A 24,165-nucleotide genomic window follows, 5' to 3' on the forward strand; every position below is an offset into this window, starting at 1 on the left:
GTTCAGTGGTTGGACTGTTGCGGGATATCGTACCCGTCTTCACGGATGATCGCCTGTGCTTTTGCGCTATTCAGAAAAGCCATCCAGGCCTGAGCAGCAGCGTTGCTGTTGCCTCGGTTGAGCATAATGGCATGTTGGCTAATGGGCTGGTGCAGTGTTTTGGGCACCAGCCAGGTTGACCCTTCCGCCCCTTTCCAGGCGCGCACTTGAGCCTGAGCCACGAAGCCGGCATGGGCATTGCCGGTGGCAACAAACTGAAAGGTCTGGGCAATGGAGTCGCCACTCACCAGTTTGGGCTTAAGTGAATCGGCCAGTCCTAGATGATCCAGAACCTCGATCGCAGCGATGCCGTAGGGCGCTGTTTTGGGGTTGCCAATCGCCAGGCGTTGGGGCTGGCTTTGCAGATACTGCAGACCATCGCGAAACCGATCCGGATTGCGGCTCCAGAGCACCAGCCGACCTTCCGCGTAGGGAAACTGTGAATGGGCGATGGCCACGCCTTTATTGGCGAGCAGGCTCGGGCGCGCTGCATCGGCGGCCATGAACGCATCGTAGGGTGCGCCTTGCCGGATCTGGGCGTAAAGCTTGCCGGTGGACCCGTAACTGGCCTGTACTCGATGTCCGGTTTGTTGCTCGAAGACCGGGATCAGCTTTGCCATGGTGCCGGTAAAGTTCGCGGCAACGGCCAGCGTGGTTTGATCGGCATGGGCCTGACCGAAGCCCAATAAGAAACTGGCAGTGATCAGACCTATAAGGGCTCGGCGCACGCGGGTTGAACGGTAGGAATACACTGCATCAGGTGTTGCCATACATCCTCGGCGTTGAGTTCGTTCAGCATCTCGTGGCGGCCGCCGTCGAAAAGCCGGAAGGTCACTTTCTGAATGTCGGCTTCGCGGATCGTTTGAAAATGCTGGCGGATGCCTTTGCCCATTTCTCCGACCGGATCTGCGCTTCCTGAAAACAGGTGTATCGGCAAATCCTTGTGCCACAGTTTTGGGTTAATGGAAAGCATGCCGCCGAGGAAATCATGCCACAGTCCTGCGCTGCATTCGAATCCGCAGATGGGGTCGGCAAGGTATTGATCAACCTGTTGTTCATCCCGGCTTAGCCAATCGCATGCTGTGCGGTTGGGCCGGAACATGCGATTGAACTTGCCAAAAGTCAGGCCGGCAATCAGTTTGCTTCGGTGGCGTTGGCCGCGAACCCGCTTGATCAGGCCGATGAGTAATCGCCAGGGCACCAGTTCTGCTCTGTTAAGGCGGTTGGATGCGCTCAGTATCAGCGCATCGATCGAGGCTCCATGCTGTTGCGCGTAGCTTTGGGCAATGAACGAACCCATGCTGTGGCCCAATAGGCTCAGAGGTAACTCCGGAAAGTTGTCTCGGGCGTGGCCGACAACCTGGTCGAGATCGCTGACCACCTTAGCCCACCCGTTACGATCCGCATAGTGGCCGAGATCGGTATCGGTGCAGTCCGGGCCGTGGCCCCGATGATGATAGCTGATCACTGCTACGTCATGCGCCACCAGCCACTGCGCGAGCGCGGTGTATCGGTTGCCGTGCTCGGCCATGCCGTGGCTGATTACCAGACAGGCGACTGGCGCTGCAGGCTGGAACAGGGTGCCGGTAATCCGATGGCCGTCAGCGGCGGTCAGGTTCAGAGGGTGTTGGTTCATAGTTTGTCGCCGGTGCTTGTGAAACCGGGCGTTGCCACTCCGGCGGTTTCCACAAATGTTTTAAACGAGAGCTTAGACTGCCGGGTTTGCCCATGTCGCGGAACATATCCACATATTCGTGCGTCCACAGCACCAGCAGATTGTTCGAGTGTATCTGGCGGGGGATGCCGTAAGTGGGCGGCAGGTCATCGCTCTCCGGCACGAAGCTGTTAAACAAGCGATCCCAGATGATCAAAACGCCGCCATAGTTGCGATCAATGTATTGTCGGTTGCGGCCATGATGGGCGCGGTGATGGCTTGGCGTGTTGAATACCAACTCCACGGCCGCCGGCAGGCGATGAATCAACGTGGTATGAATGAAGAACTGGTACACCAACGACAGCGCATAGGCCACGCCGATCCAGACCGGATTGAAGCCCAGCAGTGCCATGGGCAGGTAGAACGCCCAGTTACCGTTGAAAATGTTGGTTGCGCTTTGGCGCATGGCGGTGGAAAAGTTCAGACGCTCGGAGGAGTGATGCACTACGTGGGCAGCCCAGAACCAGCGAATTCGGTGGCTGGAACGATGCATCCAGTAGTAAAAGAAATCCACGCCGATGAAGGTCAGTACCGCCGTAAAGGCATTCAGTTCGATTTCGAACAGACGATAGTGGTAAGACAGAGCGTACACCGGAAAGGCGATTACGCCGGCAAAAAGCAGTTCTGTCGTCTGATAACCCGCGCCCAGCATGAAATTGCGGATGGCTTCGGGAACGTCCATCAGTTTCGGGTTGTGGCGGATTTTCAGATATTCCCAAACTGCCACGGCAATGAAGACTGGTGTGGCGACCACAAAAATCAGCTGTCGCTCATCCAGTGCCAACCAAGGGGCCAGCGTCTCCCAGAGTGCGAGCAGTCCGCTGTTTTCAAGCACTGAGTGCATCATATCGATCAGAGCCATAACAAAGCCATGTTGGTTATTATTCAGCTTGTATCATGGCACGTGCTCGGTTTTTTCAGATGTCTTATAGCGCCATTGTGAGTGGCGCATTGCGACAGCCTGTCTGGTTAGCGGTTGTTGCAGTATATCTCCGCAACCGGCGCCACTATGTCTTGCCAGTCGGCGAGTACCGCCTGAACCGGTTTTGGAACTTTAGCGGGCTTGGGCCAGGGCACCGGATACTGCTCTGGCTGGAACAGAGGTGCCAGCAAGGCGGCGGCGGTCAGATCCGCGCGGGAGAATTGGTCGCCGGCAAGATAGGGTTGTTTGCCATAAACCTCGGCCACCTCGGTGAGTAGCGCTTCGAGGGTTTGCTGGGCGGCATCCGCCGTGGTCTGGTTGATCTTCATCCACGTGCGCATAATGTCATCAACCCGGCTGAAAGCCAGACTCAGCATGATCTTGTTATAAAACGGAGTGCCAGCGGCCAGAAGTGGAATCACTACCTTTGGGCGCTGCAGGAAGTAATGGTAGACCCAGGTGCGAATCGCTGGCCCGGCAAGATCGTCCAGTTTTTTCTCCCAGGCCAGCGCCTGTTCCCGGGCTTCGGGAGATTCGGGTGTTAGTGGCCGTTCCGGGAAGGTTTTATCGAGATAGTCCAGAATGTCTGACGAACCCTGAACAATGTGGCCATTGTGATCGAGTACAGGCACGGACGATGCGGCTTTGGTCAGCTGCTTGATGGTTTTGACGTGCTGGCCGGGGAGCAAATTCACCGTTTGGTAGTTAATGCCTTTGTAATCTAAAGCCCAACGGACCTTCTCGGCGTAGTGAGAGATACAAAACTGGTAAAGCTTAATGGCCATGAGAAGTCTTCCGGAAAATGTTTGCCCCAGATTACCCGGACTTTCGGCCAATTCCCATTGCAGGAGAGGCAGCAACGATAACCTGCCGACCAACTGACAGGATGGTCATGGTGAAAACGGGCGGGAATCACTAAACTAGCTTGCTACAGTCTGTCATTTCAGGGGATGTCTTTATGTTGTTACGCCGAGCCCTTTCGGTATCTGCCGTAGTTGCGGCTGGTATAGCCGTATCAGCTTGTGCCACCAAGCCGGAAACCAAAAGTCTGTCTAACTACGGGGTTTACCAGTGTGGCCAGCTTGATTTGAAGGTTACCGGAGTGGAAGAAAACGGTCTTCTGGGCATCGAGTACCTGAATCGGCGCGTGCTGCTCAAGCCTTCCCCGACGGATGAAGGTGCCCTGTACGTGGCGCCGGGTGACACCCAAACACGATTCCGGGCCAAGGGAGAGCGAGCCACGCTCACTCTGAAGGGTAGCGCCCTACCTGAATGCCTGGAACCGGGCGCGATCGAGTCGTCGTTTAAGGCCATGGGTACCGAGCCTAATTGGTTTGCCGAGATCGCGAACAACGAGATGGACTTGACCCTTCCTTACGGTGGCGAAGTTGTGGAGGATGTATGGTTGCGTGAGACCCTTGCCAACCGCCACGGGCGCACCTATGAAGGTAAGGTCGACGATCGCGAAATTGAAGTATCGGTTGCCCACCAATTGTGTGAAAACCAGATGTCTGGCGCCCAATACCCGGCTCAGGTTCGTCTGACCGTTGACGGCAACACGTTCGAAGGTTGTGGTGGCGACCGAGAGCGTTTGTTTCAGGGCGCGGAATGGGTAGTGGATGATCTGGCCGGAGACGGCATTATCGATCGCTCAATGATGACGATTCGCTTCTATGATGAAAACCGGATTGGTGGCCGTGCTTCGTGTAACCAGTATATGGGTAGCTATTCCCTGACGGGCGAAAACCTGACATTTGGCCAGATGGCCAGCACCAGGATGGCGTGCCACGAATCCTTGATGAACCAGGAACAGAAATTCCTGACACTGATGTCTGAAGTGGTTTCCGGTCATATTGGTCGTCACGGCGAACTGTTGCTGAAAACGCAGTCGGGTGACACCATCAAGGCCTTCCAGTCAGATATCGAAAACCCCTAAAACGAAGGCAACAAAAATATGAAAATCTTCGAAACAAAAACTGCCCCGAACCCTCGCCGAGTCCGTATGTTTATGGCCGAAAAAGGCCTGTTGGATAAAGCCGAGTTCGTGCAAGTAGACCTCCAAAAGGGTGAAAACCTGACACCGGAGTTCAAAGCCCGGAACCCGATGAAGAAAGTCCCGGTGATGGAACTGGACGACGGTAATTGCGTGGCGGAAACCATGGCCATTTGCCGTTTCTTTGAAGAAAATTATCCTGACACGCCGAAATTGCTGGGTGAAACCGCGCTGGAAAAAGCTCAGATCGAACAATGGTTGCGATGGATTGATTTCTACTTCTTTCTGCCCACCGGCATGTGCTTCCAGCACACTACCGGGTATTTCAAAGATCGCATGAACCCGATCAAGGAATGGGGTGAAGAGTGCGGGCAGGGTGTGCAAAAATTTCTGCATTTTCTGGATAAGCATCTCGAAGGCAAAGAATATATCTGTGGCGACAAATACACGGCGGCCGACATCAACGCCTTCACGACTGTAGCTTTCGCTCGCGTGGTAAACATTCGTCCTGAGCCGGAGCAAACAAATTTGCTGGCCTGGTACGACCGTATCAAGGCGCGACCTTCAGCTCAGGCTTAAGCAAAAAGCGGCTGCATCCGCTTGCCATAAGGATCAGACATGACTCAAACCACGAAGCTAACGCAGGCCCTTGAGGCCATCGATCGGGCCAACCGGGCCGATCCGAATATTGAAGAGGTCGACGGCGAGCCCTTACCCAAGGAATACGCCTACAGCCTGCACATGACGCGTTGGTTGTTTGCTCTGGAGGCAGAGCCTTCCGAGCGGATGCAGATCGCCTGCCGTTCCCAGCACATCGAACGCTGGGTAATGCCTCGAAGCGATTTCGGGGAAGGTCGAAAGAATTACTATCAGTGGCGCCAGGCTTGTGGCCGCATGCACGTTCGGCGCGCAGCGGAAATCATGGTCGAGAGTGGCTATCCGCAGGAAGAGTGCGATCGGGTAGAAACCATCCTGACCAAGCGCGAACTGCGCAACGATCCTGACACCCAGTTGCTGGAAGATGTGGCTTGCATGGTGTTTCTGGAGCGCTATTTCGCCCAGTTCTACGAAGACAATCCGGAGTACGACCGAGACAAGTGGCTCACCATCGTACGCCGTACCTGGGCCAAGATGACCCCCCGTGGCCATGAAGCTGCGTTGCAGCTGGCGGGCAATCTGCCGCCCCATCTGCTGGCGTTGCTGCAGGAAGCGCTATCTGAGTCCGAAGCTTGACGGCCTAGGCTCAGACAGGTTTGTAGCCGTAGGGGCCGGGCCTTTTAGCTGAACAGCTCTTGGAGCTTCTCGCCCGGTTCGGGGGCACGCATGAACGACTCACCGATCAGGAAGCCGTAAATGCCACGGTCTGTCATGGCCTGCACGTCTGCCCGGGTCATGATGCCGCTTTCGGTAATGGCCAAACGATCAGAACCAATGCGCTGATACAGGTCGAACGTGGTGTCCAGCGACACCTCAAAGGTGTGCAGGTTACGGTTGTTGATGCCTACCAGCGGTGTGCTGAGTGTCAGCGCATCGTCCATCTCTTCGCCATTGTGCACCTCTACCAGTACATCCAGCCCGATCTCGTGGGCGATGCCTTCCAGTTCCTGCATCTGGTCTTTGGTCAGGCAGGCGGCAATCAGCAGAATGCAGTCGGCGCCGATGGCGCGGCTTTCGTACACCTGATACGGCGTTACCATGAAGTCCTTGCGGATCACGGGCAGGCTGCAGGCCGCACGGGCCGCTTTCAGATAGTCTTCGTGGCCCTGGAAAAAGTCCTGGTCAGTCAGTACTGACAAACAGGCCGCGCCGCCTTTTTCGTAGCTTTCGGCAATGGCTTCCGGCACGAACGGATCGCGCAGAACGCCTTTGCTGGGGGAGGCTTTTTTGATCTCGGCAATCACCGCCGCTTGCTGTTGTTCAATGCGCGAACGCAGGGCCTCGGCGAAGCCTCGGGCCGCTGGCTGGTCACCCGCCATGGCCTTGAGGTCGGCCATGGAGGTTTTCGGTTTGCGCTCGTCCACTTCCTGCCATTTGCGGTCAACAATCTTGCGCAGAATGGTGGGGGTACGGTCATTGTGCCTATTGGTCATTATGGCCTCAGAAACAGTTGGAGAAATCGGCAAGTTCAGACATCTTGCCAGCAGCCAGGCCAGAGCCCATGGCATCCAGCGCCATCTCTACACCCATTTTTGGCGTGTTAGCCAAGCCAGCAATATAAATAGCCGCGCCGGCGTTCAGGGCAATCATGTCGCGGGCTTTCTCGGTGGTTTCGTCGTGCTGACGACCGAACGCTGAACGAATGAGCTTCAGGGATTCTTCAGACGAATCCACGGTCAGGCCCACGAGCGCCTGGCTCTTGATGCCCAGGTCTTCCGGGGTGATGCTGTATTCGGTGATCTCGCCGTCATTCAATTCGGCCACGTGAGTCTCCGTAGCCAGGCTGATTTCATCCAGCCCGTCTTTCGAGTGCACCACCATAATGTGCTCGGCACCCAAGCGCTGCATGACTTCCGCCATCGGGCGGCACAGGGCTTTGGTGAACACGCCGATTAGCTGGCGCTTGACACCCGCCGGGTTGGTCATGGGCCCCAGAATGTTGAAAATGGTCCGACAACCCAGTTCCTTGCGGGGGCCGATGGCATTTTTCATTGCGCCGTGGTGAGACGGAGCAAACATGAAACCCACGCCGATTTCTTCCACGCAGCGGGCGACCTCTTCCGGTGACATCGTCAGATTCACCCCGGCTTTTTCAATCAAATCGGCGCTACCGCTTTTGGACGACACGCCTCGGTTACCGTGCTTGGCCACGAAACCGCCGGCGGCAGCGACGACGAACGAGGCCGCAGAAGAGACGTTAAACAGGTTGGCGCCATCGCCGCCGGTGCCCACGATATCAATCAGCGGCTCCGCCTTGATTTCAACCTTGGTGACCAGCTCCCGCATGACTTCGGTGGCCCCGGTAATCTCATCAATGGTTTCGCTCTTCAGGCGCAACCCCATCAGAAAGGCGCCGACCTGAGCATCGGTGGCCTCGCCTTTCATCACGATGCGCATAACATCCTTCATTTCCTCACGGGACAAATCCAGGTTGGAGGCGATGCGGTCGAGGGCTTCTTTCATATCCATGCGGGGGTATCCTTCTTATGATTTGAGGAAGTTGCGCAGCAATTCGTGGCCTTGCTCGGTCATGATCGACTCGGGGTGGAATTGCACGCCTTCGATCGGCAGAGTCTTGTGGCGCACGCCCATGATCTCTTCGATGGAGCCGTCTTCATTGCGGGTCCAGGCCGTCACTTCCAGACAATCCGGCAGGGTGTTCTGGTCAATCACCAAGCTGTGGTAACGAGTAGCCTGCAACGGGTTGTTCAAGCCCCGGAACACGCCTGTGTCTTGGTGGTAAACAGGAGACACCTTGCCGTGCATCACTCGCCCTGCGCGAATGGTGTCGCCACCAAATACCTGACCGATGGACTGATGGCCAAGGCAAATACCCAGAATCGGAAGCTTACCGGCGAAATGGCGAATGGCTTCCATGGAAATGCCGGCTTCATTGGGAGTGCAGGGGCCCGGGGAAATCACCAGCCGTTCGGGGTTCAGCGCCTCGATCTCCTCAATGGTGATCTCATCGTTCCGGTGCACCTGAACCTCGGTACCCAGCTCGGCCAGATACTGGACAATGTTGTAGGTGAAGGAATCGTAGTTATCAATCATCAGCAGCATAGCGATCGGGACCGTATGTTCTAGCAGTGGATGTGTTCGCCATGCGGGCGGTGCTGTGCATAAAACCTATTCACAGCGCACCTTGCCTGAGGTTTGGCGCAAACAGACAGTGGATTATTGCAGTCCACCGGCTTGGGTACAATATCGGGCTGGCGGGGAGAGCGGTATTAAGTCTCGGACTGAAGGTCAAAATGCCGTGCTGAAGCACGCATGGTTTCCACATGCACGTGCTGGCAATCCAGCTGAAAGCGCGTGGCGGCCTCCGCTAATGTGGCTTTAATCCGGCTGTAGGCTTCGGCTTCATCCTCGGGTAGCACGGACAGCATCAGGCTGATGACCGGCTCCTTATGTACTTCGCCCTGGTACTCGGTTTTGAACTGTTGGCCATCGTCGGCCCAGAACCCGGTCAGGATGGCGTTGTCGGTGGAGTGCAGCACGGTGGCGCCGCCAAACCGCCGAGATAGCTGGCCGGCCACAAAGTCGCCGACATCGGCCATTTTCTCCGGGCTGATCGAGAACAGCACCAAAAAGCGGATACGAGCATTGTCAGTCATGGTTGGATTACCTTTCAATCAGGGATCAGCGTTTGGCCAGATAAATATAGATAAAGATCGCCACCAACAGGGCTGAGGATAACGCAATGGCGCCGTTTGGCGGTAACCACAAGAACACATCCAGAATGCCCGGGAAGTCATCTGGAGGAAGGCTGCGGGAAGCAGTGGTCAGCGAGAGGAACAGCTCCACCAGTGCCACGCCCCCGATGCCAGCCAGAATCAACTCGACGGTTTTATCCACTCGGGACTTGCGAGCCTCCAGCAGCCGGGCAATGCGTGAGCGAATCAAATCCGTGCGCTCCAACGCGCTGCTGATCAAAGTGTCCAGCTGCCAGGCCGAGCAGGTGTCTTCCACGATGCGGGCACGATCTGCCTGAACGCCAGCTCGGGCTTCTTTGAATTCCAGTCGGCTGAACTCAAGGTGATCCAGACTCACGGTAATGTTCGCCATTAACCGGTTCAGTTCCCCGTTACGGGTGCGCTTCGCGCCCAGCAAATCGGTGAGCTGTGAATAACTGGATTTCAGAATGGCGCCGTAGATAAACAAAATGGCGTTGTAGAACTGGCAAATGGACAAGCCCCGGAACCAGTCATCGCGACAGTCCTGCGGCTGGTTGCTGACCACCAAAATGTTGCCTGAACCCACGTAGTGGCGAGCACTCTTTAGATCGCCGATGGAACCGGCGTAAGACGCCCACTCCCGCAGCAGATCACCCAGAGGCTGATCCAGCTCTTCCGGGCTGGCCACAATGCTGCGCCCGGTCCAGAGCACATGGCTGGCAGGGGCGGTGGCTTCGGTGAATTCAACGTCCTTAAAAACCGTCAGATTGTTCGGGTCCCGCAGCTGTTGTTCCTCACCCGCCTGGCTCTTGCCAAACCGTGCCGAAAATTCCCGGCAATAAGTTTGAAATGCGGGATAGATCAGCGCCCCATAAACATCGCCCGCCGCATCCGACAGGGTGCGATCTAACTGGCCGGATTCAACCAAGGTTGCCAGCGTGGCCTCGTCTACCTGGATCATGACATCCAACCGCAGAAGTGCCACCGTGTCGTCGTACAGAAACAGTTGGCAGGCCTCGATCTCGCCGTTCCAGTCATCACAAATGCGCGCCAGGTTCTCCGAACGCTCCCGAACGGCCGCATTATCAATGTCGTAGCAATCAAAGGGCTGGAAAAAGATCGGTAAGCTGTCGTGGGCAAGCGTGCCGTAGCCGTTGGCCCAGGGCCAATCGAAAGCAAGAAGGGCATCCGAAGCGGGCAATAAACGCTTACGAGCTTCCCCCGAAGCGCCCTGCAACGCCTTGGCCGCGCGGTGTTCGCTATTGGCACTAATGGGCGAGCGCACCGGAGAAAGAGTGGCAATCCGCAGAGTGGTTTTGTGGGTCATTGAAGGCCTTGCTGATTTTGCTCGGGTTTGGGTACACATCGAACTGTGCCATCAGAACTCTCTGAATTCGTCGCCGAAGCATCCATGTTGTTCGACGTAATCGTTGTAGCTTTTTATCGCAGCGCGATTTTCTTCAACCCATTGTGCAGCTTCGCGCTTCGAAAGCTCTTCTTTCAGGGCTCGTTCTAGGGTGGCAGACACGTTGCTGTTCAGTTCCCGGGCTTTACGCAGAAGGTCGCTATTGATTGAGAGGTTCGCTGCTTTTTTGGGGGCGGCTGAATTATAGAGTCCGGCCATGAGTGCCTCCAAGAAGATATAGAATACACAGCTTGAGCTTATACGCATGAAAGCATTTAACCAATAGCTGTTATCGGACGCGCATACGCTGGCGCTCCTTCACGCGGTAATCTGGCGCGGTATAGGGAAAATATGGAACGGGTGGGGGTGGTAGCCCTCTGCCTGTGCTTTTTGGACCTTTCGGAAGCACGCCCCTCCGCTAAACAAAATCGCTTGGCGACAAGGATTGGCCCCATGAAAAATAAACGATCAATAGGAGTTCTTATCTTCCCCGGATTTGAGCTTCTCGACGTATTTGGACCGCTGGAGATGTATGGCCAAGCCGCGGAGCATTTTGAGATCCAGTTGGTTTCGGAAAAAGGCGGTGAAGTGGCCAGCGCTCAGGGGCCGCGGTCGGTCGCTGATGTGGCATTTTGCGATGCACCGAACTTCGATATTCTTCTGGTACCGGGTGGCATAGGAACACGGGCTGAAGTGTCGAACGACGTATTCCTGCAGTGGGTTGTGGATCAATCCAAAACCTGTGAATACGTTACCTCCGTGTGTACCGGCAGCGCCTTGCTGGGAAAGGCCGGAATACTGGATAGGGTGAGGGCCACAACCAACAAGAAGGCGTTTGGTTGGGCTACGTCGCAAGGCGAGCGGGTTAATTGGGTAAAAGAAGCACGCTGGGTTGAAGATGGTCGGTTTTTTACGTCTTCCGGCGTATCGGCTGGAATCGATATGACCTTGGCGCTGATTCAGAAAATGCTGGGGCCGGAAATGGCGAACAGTATCGCTACGCTGGCCGAATACGAATGGCAGAGCGACGCCAACCGCGATCCATTTGCACGCATCTATGGGCTCGTTTAATACGTGATCGTTGGTGCCCCGCTTCCTGCCTATAGGCAAGTTTCCAGGGGCACCAAGCCGAACAGTGTTCTATTCAGCCGCAGAGGCTTATTGCTCTGCATCCCGAAGCGATTCCTGAACAAGACGAAGTAGCGGTTTGGCACCAAACTGCGTGAGTTTGCGGCCGTTCACGAAAAAGCTCGGGGTGCCCAGAACGCCGATGTTTTGAACGTCCTGCATGTCTTTCTCAAGGATGGCGTTTATCCGCTCTGACTGCATATCTTTACGGGCTTTGGTGAGGTTCAGACCGGCTGCTTCGGCCGCTTCCCATGCTTTGGCCACTGTCGGGTCGTCGTGCCAGGCAGGCTGCACGTCTAGCACAGCTTCCAGAACCGGTTCGTAGATGTTTTGAAGGCGGGCGGTTTCCAGAATTCTTGAGACTTCTTCAGAGCCTTGATGAAACAGGGTGTACCGCAACACCAGCCGCACCTGGCCGGGGTATTCTGCGAGGATCTGTTTCACGACCGGGTAGAACGCCCGGCAGGCTTCGCAAGACGGGTCGAAAAACTCAACGATGGTTACCGGTGCATCGGCCGGTCCGAATGTGGGCGAATGAAAGCGCTCCAATGCCTGCTGGTTTGCGATGGGTTCGGCCGTGGCTATGGGCTTTTCGCTGGCGGTCGTTTTTTGAGTCTGTTTGGACTGTGGCTTGTACAAAACAGCGGCTGCAATGGCGGCAACCAGTACCAATCCTACGACAACAACGATGGTACGACGGTTCATGAGCGAATTCTCCGATGGATGAGTAAAAACAGAATGACAATGGCCAGCAGCCTACACGTAGCTGCTGGCGGTTGGCCGTTACTGGGCGTTCCCTTCGGATTTGCCGCCGCAGGTGCTTTGCGCTGATGAGCAGCAGCTGCTTTTGGCGCTGTTGATCTCTTCTTTGCTTGGTTGTTTGGCGGTTTCAGCACGACCGGCACGCCACTCCTGAACCGCTTCCCGCATAACCTGCCAGGCGGAGTGCAGGAAAAGTGCAGCAATGGCGAGGCCCACAATGATATCCGGCCATAGGGTGTTGGTGAGCGCGACCAGTCCAGCCGCAATGATGACGCTGGTGTTGGCGAATAAGTCGTTCCTGGAGCACAGCCAGGTGGAGCGCATGTTGAGATCATCCGCACGATGGCGGTAGAGCAGCGCGAAACAAATGCCGTTTGCGATCAGGGCCAGAACGCCAATCGCGCCCATCCATTCGGCTGCGGGCACTTCCTGTATCACCAGTTTGCGGATAGCGTCCGCAACCACAACCAGTCCGAACATTAGCATAAAGCCGCCCTTGAACAGCGCAGCCCCAGCCCGTGCCTGCCGGCTTCTGTCCAGTACGAACAATGTCAGCGCATAGACCGACGCATCGCCAAACATATCGAGGGAATCGCCCAGTAGCGCCGTAGAGCTTGCAATCCAGCCGGCGGCGAATTCCACCACAAACATCACCGCATTGATGGCAAGGGCTATGTAAAGCACCCGGCTTTGATTGGCCCTCAGTTGGGCCAGTTCACCGGCCTTATTCTCACAGCAGCTGTCCACGATGAAGCCTCCTAAAATTGGCAGTTCATCGGTACACTAAGGGTTATAGTAACTATAAGGTCAATAACGATGAGCGAAAAAAGCTACACAGTCGGCCGGCTGGCCGCTGATACGGGCATCAAGGCCGTGACCATTCGCTACTACGAAAAAATTGGGCTGTTACCGGAAGCCAGCCGGTCGGAATCTGGCTATCGTTTGTACTCCGAAGCGGATTATTCGCGGCTGTTATTTATTCGGCGAAGCCGAGGGCTGGGGTTCAGCTTGGATGATATCCGTGAGCTGCTGTCGCTGGCTGATCGCCAGCAGGACTCCTGTGCTGGCGTGGAGGCCAAAGTAGAGCAACAGCTGGAACAGGTGCGCTCTCGGTTGAAAGATTTACGTGCAATGGAACACGAGTTGGAAAGGCTGACTGCGTGTTGCGAAGGCGGGGCTATCATGGACTGCCGCATTGTCGAGACGCTGTCTGGTGAAACGGCGGCGCGGTAATGATTTGGGTGTTATCTGCCCCGCTGTGAAAGCCTACAAAAAGTAATCTTCCTCAAGCGCATTGATGATTCTGCTGCTCATAGCCGGAGTCGTTCGCTCGACATACTCTTTGTACTCTTCCGTTAGACTCCCGTAGTAAAAAAAATGAGTCAGTATTTTGCTACTGCCGTCGAAAAAGTAGTCTTTTGCCGGAGCGCCATATTCGTAGGCCTCGACTCGCACATGATATTCCGTTGTCGCGGTGTTGGGCAGAATAAACGCAGAGAGAATGTTGAAGGCTCCCGAGATCAAGTCTGCGCCAGTATGCTCCAGGCTGCATTCCGAACTAAGAAACAGCGAGAGATCCGCATTGTCTTCGGTTTCCGCTTCAACGTAGTTCAATGATGCAAAGCGACTTTTTAGTTCTTCGATGAGTATGCCGTCATGACAGGTGAGGTCGCTGTTGCTTGCGCTGGCGATGTAGACGCTCTCTTTGCCGGTTACGGCTTCCGAGTTGAAGCCTTTATCGCTTGGCGGGAACGCGATGGCGCATCCCAGCAAAGACTGCGTCAGAGCCAGCAGTAGCAGGTACTTCATAACGATTGCCCTTCTATTGTTTGTATTCGCAGATATGAACGATTTGAACCACGCATCGATATTCTTGATTGCGGTTTTCTACGCATTCGTCAGAATCCAAAAGGTTTGTGTTAAAGGGGGCATTTTACGGCTGCTTTTGATATGAAGGCTGAGTATTACATGAAATCTAGTCGCGATCAGCTTTTTTGTAGGTGGTAATGCTTACACTTGCTTGTCTTCGAGAACGGGAGAAAAAATTGTTCATAGCCGAACTCATGGAGCTAAAACCGCTTAGCCTGACCTAAAAAGAAGAGCTGTTCACTCTCATTAACACCAACCGCCAACACCTGCGCGAGTGGTTGCCCTGGGTCGATCTAACCAAGTCCCCTGCCGACACTGAATCCTTTCTCGAATCCGCCATCAATCAATACCAATCCGGCCAAGGCCCGCAGTACGCCATTTTCTCCGATTCGGCTTTATGCGGTGTGTGCGGTTTTCATCCGTTCGATCTTTCTAATCGCACCGGCAGTATTGGGTATTGGTTGGGTGAAGCCTATTCGGGGAAGGGCATCATGGCGATGGCCGCAAAGGCGCTGGTTGAACAAGGCTTTCGGGAGCGGGAGTATGTGAACGGCCGCTATCTCGATCAGGCGATTTACTCGATGCTGGCTGGCCTCAGAGTTTCAAACGCAGAGTTAAAATAGGGCACTCAGGGCATAAGAACATCGGGCGCATCCACGGCCGGAAGCTTCGAACGGCATAGCGACGCGAGCTGGGATCCCTTTGCCTGCATCTATGGGCTAGCGCCCACTCGCTGACTTTGATGCTAGCTGCCAAGCTCGTAAATCCTACAAAAAGTAATCTTCCTCAAGCGAATTGATGATTCTGCTGCTCATCGCCGGCGTGGACTGCTCCACGTATTCTTTATGCTTGTCCGCGAGTTTCCCGAAGTAAAACGGATGCGTTAGCACTTTGCTACTGCCATCGAAAAAATAGTCCTTTGCCGGCGCGCCGTGTTCGAAGGCCTCGACACGAACCTCGTATTCCGTTGTTGTGGTAATGGGCAGAATGAAGAAAGAGGCAAGGGGGAAGATCATCGTGGCCATATCTGCGCCGGTTTGTTCCACGCCGCACTCTGAATCGAGAAAAAGTGCGAGATCCGCTTTATATTCGGATTCGGCTTCAACGTAGTTCAATGCCTCAAAGCGACCTTTCAGCTCTTCGATGAGCCTGCTGTCATGACAGGCGGGGTTGCTGTTGCTTGCGCTGGCGATGTAAACGCTTTCTTTGCCGGTTATGGCTTGTTGGTTGAAGCCTTTGTCACTGGGCGGGAACGCGATGGCGCAGCCTAGCAAAGACTGCGTTAGAGCCAGCAGTAGCAGGTACTTCATAATGATTGCCCTTCTATTGTTTGTATTCGCAGGTATGAACGATTTGAACCACGCAGCGATATTCCTGATTGCGGTTTTCTACGCATTCTTTCTTTTCCATGTTCGGGTCGCCCAGCGTACTGATGTTGCCCCGGTAGTTCTCTCGGCATGACTGTCGGGCCTGTGTGTCGGCATTGGTGGTCGCCAGGTTCAGAGCTTGGTCATAAGGGAAGTGCATATCCGTTGTTCCGCGGGCCTGGATTTCTGCTGTGGCCGTTTTGCGGGGCGCTGTGGTTGCCGTTGACTTGGCGGCGGCCGGAGTTTTCGGGCGGCTTTGAGTTGAGCTGCCAGAAGGCTGGTTTTGGGGTGGTGTGGTTTGTGTTGATTGCGGCTGATGAGTTACAGGGCTGTTAACGGTATAAGCCGGTGCTTTATAGGGTGTTGTGAGCGGGTCATAACTGGCTGTGGGCATGTTATCTGCGGCTTTGGCTGCTGATGAAATCGCACTGCTCCAATCCGCTTCTGCGGCGCTGTTGATAACGATAGCAACGGGCGCTAAGACACCATAAAGCGTTTTGCCGACGGCTTTCATAACAATGGTGCTGCCGTTTATATCTTCGTCGTTTTTCACCGTTTCCAGTTCACGTGTGACATCCAGGCCGTTGGCCTCTTTGATCAAGAGATCAAATATACGGATGCTTCGGGAGATGGCATCGGTCGCGATGGCGGTTACCGTTCCACAGTTTATCCAGTCTTTGACATCGGAGAACGTTGAAACTTCGTGGCGGCCGTTTGTCTCGATCTCCACATCGAATAACGTTTGGGGAGTCCGTTCCAGAGTCGCCAACGTGAAATGGGTGTCTAGTGTGCCTTCTGTGGTGTGGCTGAATTTCGTATTGATACACTCCACACCGCTTTCTGAAGGGGAGGCCTTAATTTTTAAAATGTACAGCTTGTCGCGGGAGCCGCTGAAAAGGCTGCGGTTTCCCTGTAGCTTCTCTTTGGCGACAGTCTGTAGCTCCGCCAGAACGTCGCCGTCGGCAGAGTCGTAACCATCATTAATGCCGTAAATCGAAACGCGGGCCAGGGTGCCGTCGTAAGCGGAGGTTTCGAGCTCTTCTCCTTCGAACTGAATGCTCTTGTTGCTGCTACAGCCGCCAAATGTCAGTAGTAGAGTCAGTATGCAAATGGTTCGCTTTAAAGAGATCATTTTTCGGCTACTTTGAGTATAAAAGGCTGAGTATTGCATGAAACTTGGCTGTGATCAGCTTTTTTGTAGGTGGTAATACTTATCTCTGTTATTGCTCAACCTGAACCACCGCGTCGCCGGCGAATTGGAAGGTATTTGCCTGTGGGGTGGGTGCAGAGGATCGCGATGCCTGGATGTTGTGTATGCAGAATCGTGCGGGTGTCGTTGCCTTTAAGGCGTTCGATATAACGTTCTGTGTTGGACGGTAGGGATGATGAGGCAAACCCCTGAACGCGAGTTTTGGCTCGCATTCAAGGGTTTGCCTGTCACAGGGGTCATCCAGAATTGATGTTCAGGAGGTGGCGTTCAGCTTTCTCCGGCGAGAGATGCCTAAGCCCAGAAGGCCAAGGCCTAAAAGAGCCAATGAGCCAGGTTCGGGCACGCTGACAGGATCGCCGGGGTTACCTGGGTCACCGGGGTCGGAGACAGACCGGCCAAAGCGGAGGTCATCGAAGCCTAGAATGTCGTTGGTCGCGTTGAAGGTGACGCTGGATATGAGCTGGCCAAAATCGATAAAGCCCACGAAAGCGCCACCGCCGCCAGTCGCGGAGGGAAAATCAATGGTTTGAGTGTCTGAGGATCCATCGACATATGTGATCGTTTGCTGAGACACAAGGTTGGTTTGGAGCCCGTTTACATAGAAGCCAAAGGCATCGACTGGATTCGTAAAACTGAAGGTTACCATTCCGCCACCGAGGTACCGGAAAAAGTCTCCCCCGGACGTTGTATTAAATCCACACAGTGCCCCGCAGCCCGAATCATTTGTGGTACTACCTCCGGTTATGGTGAGGTTGCTTGGCAGTGCAGACTCAAAGTCGTAGGTATCGAGTGCGCCCGCGACCGAGAGGAAATCGCTGGCTGCGGCCTGGGAATTCACCATTTGCGCTAGCGAAGATACATTGTTGTCGGCCGCAATGTATGTGACCGGCAAAGCATGAGCGGTTAACGCAAACATCAGCAGGGGAGCTGTCGATAATAGTGCTAGTTTGGTTTTCATAGCCTTTCTCCATCGGCAAAAGGGAAAGCTTTACAGGGCTTTTCGTTCTTTTTGCTGCTGTGAAGCTTTATTTTTGGAGTGCAAGCTTGAAGCCAATCTAGGTGTAAAAGCTAACTATCAAGGGTTTGCCAATAAACAAATTTATTGGTAATGCAGAAGTGTCAAAGATCTCGACACAAAGGCTTGAGCATAAATTTGCTACCCCTGGCATAGCCAGCTTACTTTTATTCTTACGATGTAAGTTGCCTGGTTTATGGTGGTTTTCAGATCATAATGGGGTCAGCAAAGTGCGGCAGGACCGTGGCCGAGTTCAGCGTTACGCGATCGTTTGGAGAAAATGTTGTTTATAGCCGAAGCCCTCGAATTGCAGTTGCTCTCGATGAATCACAAGGAAGAGCTGTTCACCCTCGTAGACACCAACCGCGAACACCTGCGCGAATGGTTGCCCTGGGTCGATGCAACCAAGTCCCCGGCAGACACAGAATCCTTCCTGAAATCGGTGATCAACCAATACGAATCTGGCCAAGGCCCGCAGTACGCCATTTTCTCCGGTTCGGTTCTGTGTGGTGTGTGCGGTTTTCATTCGTTTGACCTGTCCAATGGCACCGGTAGCCTCGGGTATTGGCTGGGCCAGTCTTATTCGGGGAAGGGCATCATGGCGCTGGCTGTGAAGGCACTGGTTGAACAAGGATTTCGGGAATACGGCTTGAACCGAATCGAGATTGCCTGTGCCACCGGCAATACCAAAAGCAGGGTCATTCCTGAGCGGTTGGGCTTCAAGCTTGAAGGCGTGTGTCGGGAGCGGGAGTATGTGAACGGTCGGTATGTCGATCAGGCGATTTACTCAATGCTGGCCTCAGAGTTTCGACTGAAAATTTAAAGTACGCCACTCAGGGTGTCGATGTTGTGCCTGCGAAACTCCGGAAACAGGCGCCGGGAAAACTTCACAGTGCAAAGAGCCCGCTTGCTCGATAAACGGCGATATACGCATCTTCGGGTTGAGCAATGTTTGTTACTCACCCACGGTCTCACGCGAGTTCAGGAGGATTCAGTCGGCGAAAAGCTCGCCCATCGAATGTGCTAGCCTTGAATGGCATATTCGTGAATCTTATCGAATCGTCTCTGCAGGATAACCGAAAAAGCAAAAAGAACTTGGTCTCAATCAGGAGTGACGGCAATGAAAGATGAAAAAATCGTTCTGATCACTGGCGCGTCTAGCGGTATTGGCGCTGCTACCGTTGAGAAGGTGATCGAAGCCGGGCACAAAGCCGTTATTACGGCGAGAAGTACTGAAAAGCTCAATGAAATGGTCAAAAGGTGGGGTGATGACAAGGTCTTGGCGGTAACGGCCGACGTAGCCAAACTGGACGAAATTATCCACGTAGTGGAAAAGGCCAAAGAAACGTTTGGCAGACTGGACGTGGTGTTTGCGAATGCCGGAACCGGAGTCAATTCTCCCGGCATTGAAAAGGGTGATCCCGATGAATGGAGGACCATGCTGGATGTGAATATCAATGCATTGTTGTTTACGGCCAAAGCCAGCTTGCCCTCATTAAAAGAAACTCAGGGTCACTTTATTATTACCAGTTCAGTAGCTGGCAAGATCACACTGAAGGGCTCTGTGTATGGTGCCTCTAAGTGGTTTGCTTACGGATTCGGCCAAAACCTGGCAGCCGAGATGGCTGAATGGAATGGTCGTTGTACCACTATCTGCCCCGGCATGGTTAATACGCCCTTTTTCGATGAAGCCAAACCCGACAAGTTAGATCCCAGCGATGTAGCCGATGCCGTTGTGTATGCGATTTCTGCCAACCCGAGATGCGCTGTTCGCGAAATCACGTTAATGCCCACCCGGTAGAGGGTTTAATTGGCAAAGGCCAAAATTTAGTTGTCTCCGGTGTCGCAGTTCCGAAACGAGATTGTCTGCCCCATGCGCGCGAACTATTCTTTACCTTGTGAGGTGTTTTTTCTAAGCCGCAGCAGCGGCTATTTGGCTTGAAGTAGGTGAACTTCAAGGGGGGAAGTGATGGACTACGTAGAAGGCTTTGTTGCCGCAGTGCCTACCAAGAATAAAGAAGCGTATATTCGCCACGCCACGGAAGCTGCACAGTTGTTTAAAGAGCACGGCGCAACCCGGCTGATCGAGTGTTGGGGCGACGATGTGCCGTCAGGCGTAAAAACATCCTTCCCACTGGCGGTGCAGTGCCGTGAAGATGAAACGGTGGTGTTTTCTTGGGTGATCTGGCCGTCCCGGCAGGTGAGGGATATTGGTATGAAGGCGATTGGAGAGGATATTCGCATGCAGGACAACCCGATGCCCTTTGATGCCAGCCGGCTGATTTACGGTGGTTTTGAGATGGTTGTGAACCAGTAGTGCGCTCTAGGCACTACCCCCCCCCAATGTGGTGCCCCACGGGTTAACGAACTACCCTAAACCTAATGATGTTCGTTCTCTGAGCTGTTTTCGTGACTGGTCAGTATGGAGCCAATGGTTCTACCAGCTTAGGGGATGGTGCTCTTCCTGCCACTCTGTACGGAATGTGAGCAACAACGAGGCACGTATTCGGAAGGCATTGCTTGGCATTGTTATTGACCAACAACTGCTGGAGAACGGCCATGCAAGATGCTCAAAAAACCAAGTACCTCAGTGTCGCCCTGTATGTCTTTGGGGTGATTTTCATAGTCGGTGTTCCCGCCATGATGATGGTTGTTTGGCCTTCCGGTTGGAGCTGGGAGCCAGCACAACCTGAATACGAACAAATGATCATGGGTATGTACATCACGCTCGGCGTGTTTTTGATTCGTGCTGCGAAAGCACCCATGGAACATGCCAGTCTTATCTGGTTTACTATCTGGTCCAGTGTTGTTCACGCTGGGATTATGCTCGTGCAGGCGCTGATGGACGAAGCCGAGCGCGCGAACCTATTGGGCGATATTCCCGCGTTGTTTTTAGTGGCTTTCGTTCTTTTCTATTTGATGCCAAAGCGTTCCGGTTCCGGGGCTCAGTGACTGGCTGATACCGGGAAGCTGGTAGGCATTACCCGTTTCACGCTAACCATTATCGGAGTTTTTAGTCATGCAGCCGAAAGACATTGTGGCGCAATTTATCGCTGACGTTAATGGTCAGCGCCTGGAGAAAGCGAAAATGCTGCTGGCTGAAGAGGGCTTCGAGTATGTAGGCCCAAACATGCGTTTTCTGAACCGGGATGACATGGTGTCTTACCAGTTCGGCATGGTGGCCATTCAGAAAGATCTGGTGTTGCGCCAGCTCAGCGCCGATGGCGAGCATGTGTTTGCGATTTTGGATTACCAGACCTATTTCGAGCAGATTGGCGACGTGCGGTTGGCGGTTTGGTTCCGAGTCCGGGACGACAAGATTCATACGGTGGAAACGTTCTACAACGCCGCCGTGGTGGAGAATATGCTGGGTGGCAACCTGCCGTCAGCGAACTGAGCGGCAGGTGATTCGTTCCGGGTGTTAGTGGTCGTAGTCGTTGTAAGTCATGGCTACGGCCTTGAAGATGGCCCGGCCTTTGTTCATGGTTTCTTTCCATTCCAGACGAGGAATGGAGTCGGCGACTACGCCGGCGCCCGCCTGAATGTGCAGGGTGTTGTCTTTGATGACGGCGGTGCGGATCGCGATGGCAGTGTCCATATTGCCGTTGAATGACAGGTAGCCCACAGCCCCGCCGTACACGCCACGTTTCACCGGTTCCAGTTCATCAATGATTTCCATCGCCCGAATCTTCGGAGCGCCACTCAGGGTGCCTGCGGGCAGCGTGGCGCGCAGTACGTCCAGGCAGCTGGTGTTCTGGTTCAGGCGGCCGGTGACGTTGGAGACAATGTGCATCACGTGGGAATAGCGTTCCACGATCATCTTGTCGGTCAGGCGAACGGTGCCGGTTTCTGACACTCGGCCGGCGTCGTTGCGGCCCAGGTCGATCAGCATCAGGTGCTCAGCGATTTCTTTCGGGTCGGCCAGCAGCTCTTTTTCCAGTGCGTTGTCTTCAGCATCGGTGGCGCCGCGTTTGCGGGTGCCGGCGATGGGCCGAACGGTCACTTCTTCATCCTCTACCCGAGCCAGAATTTCCGGTGACGAACCCACGATGTGGAAGTCGTCCAGATCAAGGAAATACATGTACGGCGAGGGATTGAGCACCCGAAGCGAGCGGTACAGGTTCAGCGGTGGTGCTTCAAACGGGATCGACATGCGCTGGGAAATGACGGTTTGCATCACGTCGCCGTCCAGCACGTAGCCTTTGATTTTATCGACCGCGGCTTCGAATTTGTCCTGAGAGAAACCGGAGACAAAATCGCTTTCGTCCACGGTTTTGCCGCGCAGGTGTTCGGGAGTGCGTGGCGCGTCGGCGGTGGTGCGGTGCAGCTGGTTTTCCAGTTCGTCGATGCGAGCCTGGGCTTGCTTGTAAGCGCCTTCAACCGCTGGGTCGACGTGTACGATCAGGTGCAGCTTGCCGCGCAGGTTGTCGAACACCACGATTTCATTCGACACCATCAGCAGGATGTCGGGGGTGCCGATTTTGTCGGGCGGGCAGCTCTTGCGCAGGCGTTTCTCGATGTAACGCACGGTGTCGTACCCGAAGTAGCCCACCAGTCCGCCGTTAAAGCGGGGTAGCTCGGGCAGGTCGGGTGCGTTGAAACGCTTCTGGTATTCGTCGACAAAGGCGAGTGGGTCTTCCACTTCAGCTTGCTCGACCACCTTGCCGTTCTGGCTGACTTCAATGCGGTGATCGAAGACTTTCAGCACTTCTCGCGAGGGCAGGCCGATGATGGAGTAGCGGCCCCATTTCTCACCACCCTGAACTGATTCGAACAGATAGGAATACGGGCCACTGGCCAGTTTCAGGTAGGTGCTCAGAGGTGTGTCCAGGTCAGCCAGGACTTCGCGGTATACCGGAATCCGGTTGTAGCCGTCTTGGGCCAGTCTGGAGAAGTGCTCAGGTGTCATTTCGTTGTTTCCTGAATTCGGGTCTGCGTGTTTATAAAAGCTCGGTCAGCGAATCCACCACCGCATCGGCGCCAAGGCTATCGACGGAGGCGCCAAAGTTATAGCCATAGCGCACGGCAACGCAGGGCATGCCGGCATTCAAGGCTGCGTTTACGTCTGCCGCGGAATCACCCACCATCACCGTGGTGCCTATCGTGCTGCCCAGTTTTTCCATGGCGTGTAGCAGCGGGGCGGGTTCCGGTTTTTTCACTGGTAACGTATCGCCACCTACGAACAGTTCGAAATACGGCGCCAGCCCAGTCTGTTTCAGCAGTGGTGCAACAAACTGATCGGGCTTGTTGGTCACTACGGCCATGCGGCAGCCGTTGGCTTTCAGGTGGTTCAGGCATTCGAACACGCCATCAAACACCACCGCATGGCGGCCGTTCAGCTCGGCGTAGCTCTGGTAGAAAATGCCGAGCGCGTCCGGGTGCAGGGCGTCGTCTTTCGGTGACGCAGGTTCCCAATCGGTTTTGCCGGCCAGTGCGCGGCGCACCAGAATGCTGGCGCCATTGCCCACCCAATTTCGCACGCTGGTAAGCCCGGCCGGGTTTCGGCCCAACTTAATGAGCATGTCGTCAACGGCGGCTGCCAGATCGGGCGCGCTATCAACCAGTGTGCCGTCCAGATCAAACAGCGCAGCAGCGGGCCACCTGGTGTTGAACAGGCCTTTTAAACTCATCCGCCAATGACCTTGTTCGCCTGCTCCAACTCTTCGCGCATGGCTTCGATGGTGGCCTTGTAATCCGGGGTGTTGAAGATGGCCGAGCCGGCTACGAAGGTGTCAGCACCGGCTTCGGCGATTTCACGAATGTTGTCGACTTTCACGCCACCGTCGATTTCCAGACGGATGTTGTAGTTGCTGTCGTCGATGCGCTTGCGGGCTTCCCGCAGTTTGTCGAGCGTACCGGGGATGAACTTTTGGCCGCCGAAGCCCGGGTTGACCGACATCATCAGCACCATGTCGAGCTTGTCCATCACATAATCCATGTAGCTCAGCGGGGTGGCCGGATTGAACACCAGTCCGGCTTTGCAGCCGCCGTCACGGATCAGTTGCAGGGAGCGGTCGATGTGGCTGGATGCTTCCGGATGGAAGGTGATGTAGCTGGCGCCGGCGTCGATGAACATGCGGATCAGGTCGTCGACCGGAGACACCATCAGGTGCACGTCGATTGGCGCGGTGACGCCGTGCTTGCGCAGCGCTTCACACACCATGGGGCCGATGGTGAGGTTGGGCACGTAGTGATTGTCCATGACGTCGAAGTGCACCACGTCGGCACCCGCGGCCAATACGTTATCGACTTCCTCACCCAAACGGGCGAAATCGGCGGAGAGGATAGACGGAGCAATCAGGTAAGGGTTCATCGGCGCACTCTCGGTCAGGTGAATTACGGCAGCTATTTAAGTCAGTAAGTCTATCAGCTTGTCGCCGGTTTTCGCAGAGTGGGGGATAGGGTTT

Annotated in this window: 30 protein-coding genes; 11 read left to right on the top strand and 19 right to left on the bottom strand. The window is 54.8% G+C overall.

The features are described 5' to 3' along the window. Positions 1-2: 2 nt before the first annotated feature. The 4 genes from modA to VOI14_RS08105 form a co-directional block, all read right to left on the bottom strand. Positions 3-809, bottom strand: coding sequence for a molybdate ABC transporter substrate-binding protein (modA, locus tag VOI14_RS08090; protein WP_323751536.1), 807 nt, complete (start codon positions 807-809; stop codon positions 3-5). After that, the gene (locus tag VOI14_RS08095; RefSeq protein WP_323751537.1) at positions 749-1,675 is read right to left on the bottom strand and encodes an alpha/beta fold hydrolase; all 927 of its coding nucleotides are present in this window, start codon (positions 1,673-1,675) and stop codon (positions 749-751) included. The genes modA and VOI14_RS08095 overlap by 61 nt, the downstream gene beginning before the upstream one ends. Further along, on the bottom strand, positions 1,641-2,615 hold the full coding sequence (locus VOI14_RS08100; protein ID WP_323751538.1) for a sterol desaturase family protein: 975 nt from the start codon (positions 2,613-2,615) through the stop codon (positions 1,641-1,643). The genes VOI14_RS08095 and VOI14_RS08100 overlap by 35 nt, the downstream gene beginning before the upstream one ends. Positions 2,616-2,722: 107 nt before the next feature. Next, positions 2,723-3,460 (bottom strand): glutathione S-transferase, encoded by a 738-nt coding sequence (locus VOI14_RS08105; protein ID WP_323751539.1) that lies wholly within the window; start codon positions 3,458-3,460, stop codon positions 2,723-2,725. Between the two features lie 173 nt (positions 3,461-3,633). Between VOI14_RS08105 and VOI14_RS08110 the strand changes: the two genes are divergently transcribed. From VOI14_RS08110 to VOI14_RS08120, 3 genes are read left to right on the top strand one after another with little or no spacing between them, the layout of a single operon-like run. Beyond that, entirely contained in the window at positions 3,634-4,611 is a 978-nt protein-coding gene (locus tag VOI14_RS08110) for an META domain-containing protein (RefSeq protein WP_323751540.1), read from the top strand. Positions 4,612-4,629: 18 nt separating this feature from the next. Further along, a complete protein-coding gene (locus tag VOI14_RS08115; protein WP_323751541.1) occupies positions 4,630-5,247 on the top strand; it encodes a glutathione S-transferase family protein in 618 nt (205 codons plus the stop codon). 39 nt (positions 5,248-5,286) lie between these two features. Next, on the top strand, positions 5,287-5,901 hold the full coding sequence (locus VOI14_RS08120; protein ID WP_323751542.1) for a DUF4202 domain-containing protein: 615 nt from the start codon (positions 5,287-5,289) through the stop codon (positions 5,899-5,901). A gap of 44 nt (positions 5,902-5,945) precedes the next feature. On the opposite strand, the gene trpC is transcribed toward VOI14_RS08120, so the two are convergent. The 6 genes from trpC to VOI14_RS08150 all read right to left on the bottom strand — a co-directional run bounded on the left by trpC (position 5,946) and on the right by VOI14_RS08150 (position 10,626). After that, positions 5,946-6,758, bottom strand: coding sequence for an indole-3-glycerol phosphate synthase TrpC (gene trpC / locus VOI14_RS08125; protein ID WP_323751543.1), 813 nt, complete (start codon positions 6,756-6,758; stop codon positions 5,946-5,948). Positions 6,759-6,765: 7 nt separating this feature from the next. Beyond that, positions 6,766-7,794: an anthranilate phosphoribosyltransferase gene (trpD, locus tag VOI14_RS08130; protein ID WP_323751544.1), complete on the bottom strand. Its 1,029-nt coding sequence runs from the start codon at positions 7,792-7,794 to the stop codon at positions 6,766-6,768. 15 nt (positions 7,795-7,809) lie between these two features. After that, complete coding sequence (locus VOI14_RS08135; RefSeq protein WP_323751545.1) at positions 7,810-8,388, bottom strand: aminodeoxychorismate/anthranilate synthase component II; 579 nt, start codon at positions 8,386-8,388, stop codon at positions 7,810-7,812. A gap of 167 nt (positions 8,389-8,555) precedes the next feature. Continuing rightward, positions 8,556-8,942 carry a hypothetical protein gene (locus VOI14_RS08140; protein WP_323751546.1) on the bottom strand — a complete coding sequence of 129 codons (387 nt, stop codon included), beginning with the start codon at positions 8,940-8,942 and terminating at the stop codon, positions 8,556-8,558. A gap of 25 nt (positions 8,943-8,967) precedes the next feature. Next, complete coding sequence (locus VOI14_RS08145; protein ID WP_323751547.1) at positions 8,968-10,329, bottom strand: hypothetical protein; 1,362 nt, start codon at positions 10,327-10,329, stop codon at positions 8,968-8,970. 51 nt (positions 10,330-10,380) lie between these two features. Continuing rightward, entirely contained in the window at positions 10,381-10,626 is a 246-nt protein-coding gene (locus tag VOI14_RS08150) for a type II toxin-antitoxin system CcdA family antitoxin (protein WP_323751548.1), read from the bottom strand. A gap of 234 nt (positions 10,627-10,860) precedes the next feature. On the opposite strand from VOI14_RS08150, the gene VOI14_RS08155 reads away from it, so the two are divergent. Continuing rightward, positions 10,861-11,478: a DJ-1/PfpI family protein gene (locus tag VOI14_RS08155; protein WP_323751549.1), complete on the top strand. Its 618-nt coding sequence runs from the start codon at positions 10,861-10,863 to the stop codon at positions 11,476-11,478. A gap of 87 nt (positions 11,479-11,565) precedes the next feature. Here the strand turns inward: VOI14_RS08155 and VOI14_RS08160 are convergent, their stop codons facing one another. Both VOI14_RS08160 and VOI14_RS08165 read right to left on the bottom strand, forming a co-directional pair. Beyond that, on the bottom strand, positions 11,566-12,240 hold the full coding sequence (locus tag VOI14_RS08160) for a DsbA family protein (protein WP_323751550.1): 675 nt from the start codon (positions 12,238-12,240) through the stop codon (positions 11,566-11,568). A 78-nt stretch (positions 12,241-12,318) separates the two neighbouring features. Continuing rightward, the gene (locus tag VOI14_RS08165) at positions 12,319-13,044 is read right to left on the bottom strand and encodes a cation diffusion facilitator family transporter (protein ID WP_323751551.1); all 726 of its coding nucleotides are present in this window, start codon (positions 13,042-13,044) and stop codon (positions 12,319-12,321) included. Positions 13,045-13,113: 69 nt separating this feature from the next. Between VOI14_RS08165 and VOI14_RS08170 the strand changes: the two genes are divergently transcribed. Continuing rightward, positions 13,114-13,530 carry a helix-turn-helix domain-containing protein gene (locus VOI14_RS08170; RefSeq protein ID WP_323751552.1) on the top strand — a complete coding sequence of 139 codons (417 nt, stop codon included), beginning with the start codon at positions 13,114-13,116 and terminating at the stop codon, positions 13,528-13,530. Between the two features lie 33 nt (positions 13,531-13,563). On the opposite strand, the gene VOI14_RS08175 is transcribed toward VOI14_RS08170, so the two are convergent. Further along, positions 13,564-14,106, bottom strand: a complete 543-nt coding sequence (locus VOI14_RS08175; RefSeq protein WP_323751553.1) for a hypothetical protein — start codon at positions 14,104-14,106, stop codon at positions 13,564-13,566. 305 nt (positions 14,107-14,411) lie between these two features. On the opposite strand from VOI14_RS08175, the gene VOI14_RS08180 reads away from it, so the two are divergent. After that, on the top strand, positions 14,412-14,789 hold the full coding sequence (locus VOI14_RS08180; protein ID WP_323751667.1) for a GNAT family N-acetyltransferase: 378 nt from the start codon (positions 14,412-14,414) through the stop codon (positions 14,787-14,789). A 144-nt stretch (positions 14,790-14,933) separates the two neighbouring features. Here the strand turns inward: VOI14_RS08180 and VOI14_RS08185 are convergent, their stop codons facing one another. The 3 genes from VOI14_RS08185 to VOI14_RS08195 all read right to left on the bottom strand — a co-directional run bounded on the left by VOI14_RS08185 (position 14,934) and on the right by VOI14_RS08195 (position 17,701). Next, positions 14,934-15,476: a hypothetical protein gene (locus VOI14_RS08185; protein ID WP_323751554.1), complete on the bottom strand. Its 543-nt coding sequence runs from the start codon at positions 15,474-15,476 to the stop codon at positions 14,934-14,936. Between the two features lie 13 nt (positions 15,477-15,489). Then, positions 15,490-16,665 carry a hypothetical protein gene (locus VOI14_RS08190; RefSeq protein ID WP_323751555.1) on the bottom strand — a complete coding sequence of 392 codons (1,176 nt, stop codon included), beginning with the start codon at positions 16,663-16,665 and terminating at the stop codon, positions 15,490-15,492. 331 nt (positions 16,666-16,996) lie between these two features. Beyond that, positions 16,997-17,701 carry a PEP-CTERM sorting domain-containing protein gene (locus VOI14_RS08195; RefSeq protein ID WP_323751556.1) on the bottom strand — a complete coding sequence of 235 codons (705 nt, stop codon included), beginning with the start codon at positions 17,699-17,701 and terminating at the stop codon, positions 16,997-16,999. Positions 17,702-18,038: 337 nt separating this feature from the next. On the opposite strand from VOI14_RS08195, the gene VOI14_RS08200 reads away from it, so the two are divergent. From VOI14_RS08200 to VOI14_RS08220, 5 genes are all read left to right on the top strand, one after another. After that, positions 18,039-18,581, top strand: coding sequence for a GNAT family protein (locus tag VOI14_RS08200; protein ID WP_323751557.1), 543 nt, complete (start codon positions 18,039-18,041; stop codon positions 18,579-18,581). A gap of 297 nt (positions 18,582-18,878) precedes the next feature. Beyond that, positions 18,879-19,559, top strand: a complete 681-nt coding sequence (locus VOI14_RS08205) for an SDR family oxidoreductase (protein WP_323751558.1) — start codon at positions 18,879-18,881, stop codon at positions 19,557-19,559. 168 nt (positions 19,560-19,727) lie between these two features. Next, complete coding sequence (locus VOI14_RS08210) at positions 19,728-20,075, top strand: DUF1428 domain-containing protein (RefSeq protein WP_323751559.1); 348 nt, start codon at positions 19,728-19,730, stop codon at positions 20,073-20,075. A 242-nt stretch (positions 20,076-20,317) separates the two neighbouring features. Further along, positions 20,318-20,710 carry a DUF6632 domain-containing protein gene (locus VOI14_RS08215; RefSeq protein ID WP_323751560.1) on the top strand — a complete coding sequence of 131 codons (393 nt, stop codon included), beginning with the start codon at positions 20,318-20,320 and terminating at the stop codon, positions 20,708-20,710. A gap of 67 nt (positions 20,711-20,777) precedes the next feature. After that, entirely contained in the window at positions 20,778-21,155 is a 378-nt protein-coding gene (locus VOI14_RS08220) for a nuclear transport factor 2 family protein (RefSeq protein WP_323751561.1), read from the top strand. Between the two features lie 24 nt (positions 21,156-21,179). Here VOI14_RS08220 and trpE read toward each other — a convergent pair whose 3' ends face one another. The 3 genes from trpE to rpe are packed head-to-tail and all read right to left on the bottom strand — an operon-like array spanning position 21,180 to position 24,071. Next, positions 21,180-22,667, bottom strand: coding sequence for an anthranilate synthase component I (gene trpE / locus VOI14_RS08225; RefSeq protein ID WP_323751562.1), 1,488 nt, complete (start codon positions 22,665-22,667; stop codon positions 21,180-21,182). Between the two features lie 31 nt (positions 22,668-22,698). Beyond that, positions 22,699-23,388, bottom strand: coding sequence for a phosphoglycolate phosphatase (locus VOI14_RS08230; RefSeq protein WP_323751563.1), 690 nt, complete (start codon positions 23,386-23,388; stop codon positions 22,699-22,701). Beyond that, positions 23,385-24,071 carry a ribulose-phosphate 3-epimerase gene (rpe, locus tag VOI14_RS08235; RefSeq protein ID WP_323751564.1) on the bottom strand — a complete coding sequence of 229 codons (687 nt, stop codon included), beginning with the start codon at positions 24,069-24,071 and terminating at the stop codon, positions 23,385-23,387. Before rpe ends, VOI14_RS08230 begins: the two co-directional genes overlap by 4 nt. Between the last annotated feature and the right edge of the window lie 94 nt (positions 24,072-24,165).

The sequence above is a fragment of the Marinobacter sp. genome (assembly GCF_034669625.1).
Lineage (GTDB): Bacteria > Pseudomonadota > Gammaproteobacteria > Pseudomonadales > Oleiphilaceae > Marinobacter.

Coding starts and splice junctions, on each gene's coding strand:
- modA (WP_323751536.1), bottom strand. CDS start 809: ATGGCAACACCTGATGCAGTGTATTCCTACCGTTCAACCCGCGTGCGC.
- VOI14_RS08095 (WP_323751537.1), bottom strand. CDS start 1,675: ATGAACCAACACCCTCTGAACCTGACCGCCGCTGACGGCCATCGGATT.
- VOI14_RS08100 (WP_323751538.1), bottom strand. CDS start 2,615: ATGGCTCTGATCGATATGATGCACTCAGTGCTTGAAAACAGCGGACTG.
- VOI14_RS08105 (WP_323751539.1), bottom strand. CDS start 3,460: ATGGCCATTAAGCTTTACCAGTTTTGTATCTCTCACTACGCCGAGAAG.
- VOI14_RS08110 (WP_323751540.1), top strand. CDS start 3,634: ATGTTGTTACGCCGAGCCCTTTCGGTATCTGCCGTAGTTGCGGCTGGT.
- VOI14_RS08115 (WP_323751541.1), top strand. CDS start 4,630: ATGAAAATCTTCGAAACAAAAACTGCCCCGAACCCTCGCCGAGTCCGT.
- VOI14_RS08120 (WP_323751542.1), top strand. CDS start 5,287: ATGACTCAAACCACGAAGCTAACGCAGGCCCTTGAGGCCATCGATCGG.
- trpC (WP_323751543.1), bottom strand. CDS start 6,758: ATGACCAATAGGCACAATGACCGTACCCCCACCATTCTGCGCAAGATT.
- trpD (WP_323751544.1), bottom strand. CDS start 7,794: ATGGATATGAAAGAAGCCCTCGACCGCATCGCCTCCAACCTGGATTTG.
- VOI14_RS08135 (WP_323751545.1), bottom strand. CDS start 8,388: ATGCTGCTGATGATTGATAACTACGATTCCTTCACCTACAACATTGTC.
- VOI14_RS08140 (WP_323751546.1), bottom strand. CDS start 8,942: ATGACTGACAATGCTCGTATCCGCTTTTTGGTGCTGTTCTCGATCAGC.
- VOI14_RS08145 (WP_323751547.1), bottom strand. CDS start 10,329: ATGACCCACAAAACCACTCTGCGGATTGCCACTCTTTCTCCGGTGCGC.
- VOI14_RS08150 (WP_323751548.1), bottom strand. CDS start 10,626: ATGGCCGGACTCTATAATTCAGCCGCCCCCAAAAAAGCAGCGAACCTC.
- VOI14_RS08155 (WP_323751549.1), top strand. CDS start 10,861: ATGAAAAATAAACGATCAATAGGAGTTCTTATCTTCCCCGGATTTGAG.
- VOI14_RS08160 (WP_323751550.1), bottom strand. CDS start 12,240: ATGAACCGTCGTACCATCGTTGTTGTCGTAGGATTGGTACTGGTTGCC.
- VOI14_RS08170 (WP_323751552.1), top strand. CDS start 13,114: ATGAGCGAAAAAAGCTACACAGTCGGCCGGCTGGCCGCTGATACGGGC.
- VOI14_RS08175 (WP_323751553.1), bottom strand. CDS start 14,106: ATGAAGTACCTGCTACTGCTGGCTCTGACGCAGTCTTTGCTGGGATGC.
- VOI14_RS08185 (WP_323751554.1), bottom strand. CDS start 15,476: ATGAAGTACCTGCTACTGCTGGCTCTAACGCAGTCTTTGCTAGGCTGC.
- VOI14_RS08190 (WP_323751555.1), bottom strand. CDS start 16,665: ATGATCTCTTTAAAGCGAACCATTTGCATACTGACTCTACTACTGACA.
- VOI14_RS08195 (WP_323751556.1), bottom strand. CDS start 17,701: ATGAAAACCAAACTAGCACTATTATCGACAGCTCCCCTGCTGATGTTT.
- VOI14_RS08200 (WP_323751557.1), top strand. CDS start 18,039: ATGTTGTTTATAGCCGAAGCCCTCGAATTGCAGTTGCTCTCGATGAAT.
- VOI14_RS08205 (WP_323751558.1), top strand. CDS start 18,879: ATGAAAGATGAAAAAATCGTTCTGATCACTGGCGCGTCTAGCGGTATT.
- VOI14_RS08210 (WP_323751559.1), top strand. CDS start 19,728: ATGGACTACGTAGAAGGCTTTGTTGCCGCAGTGCCTACCAAGAATAAA.
- VOI14_RS08215 (WP_323751560.1), top strand. CDS start 20,318: ATGCAAGATGCTCAAAAAACCAAGTACCTCAGTGTCGCCCTGTATGTC.
- VOI14_RS08220 (WP_323751561.1), top strand. CDS start 20,778: ATGCAGCCGAAAGACATTGTGGCGCAATTTATCGCTGACGTTAATGGT.
- trpE (WP_323751562.1), bottom strand. CDS start 22,667: ATGACACCTGAGCACTTCTCCAGACTGGCCCAAGACGGCTACAACCGG.
- VOI14_RS08230 (WP_323751563.1), bottom strand. CDS start 23,388: ATGAGTTTAAAAGGCCTGTTCAACACCAGGTGGCCCGCTGCTGCGCTG.
- rpe (WP_323751564.1), bottom strand. CDS start 24,071: ATGAACCCTTACCTGATTGCTCCGTCTATCCTCTCCGCCGATTTCGCC.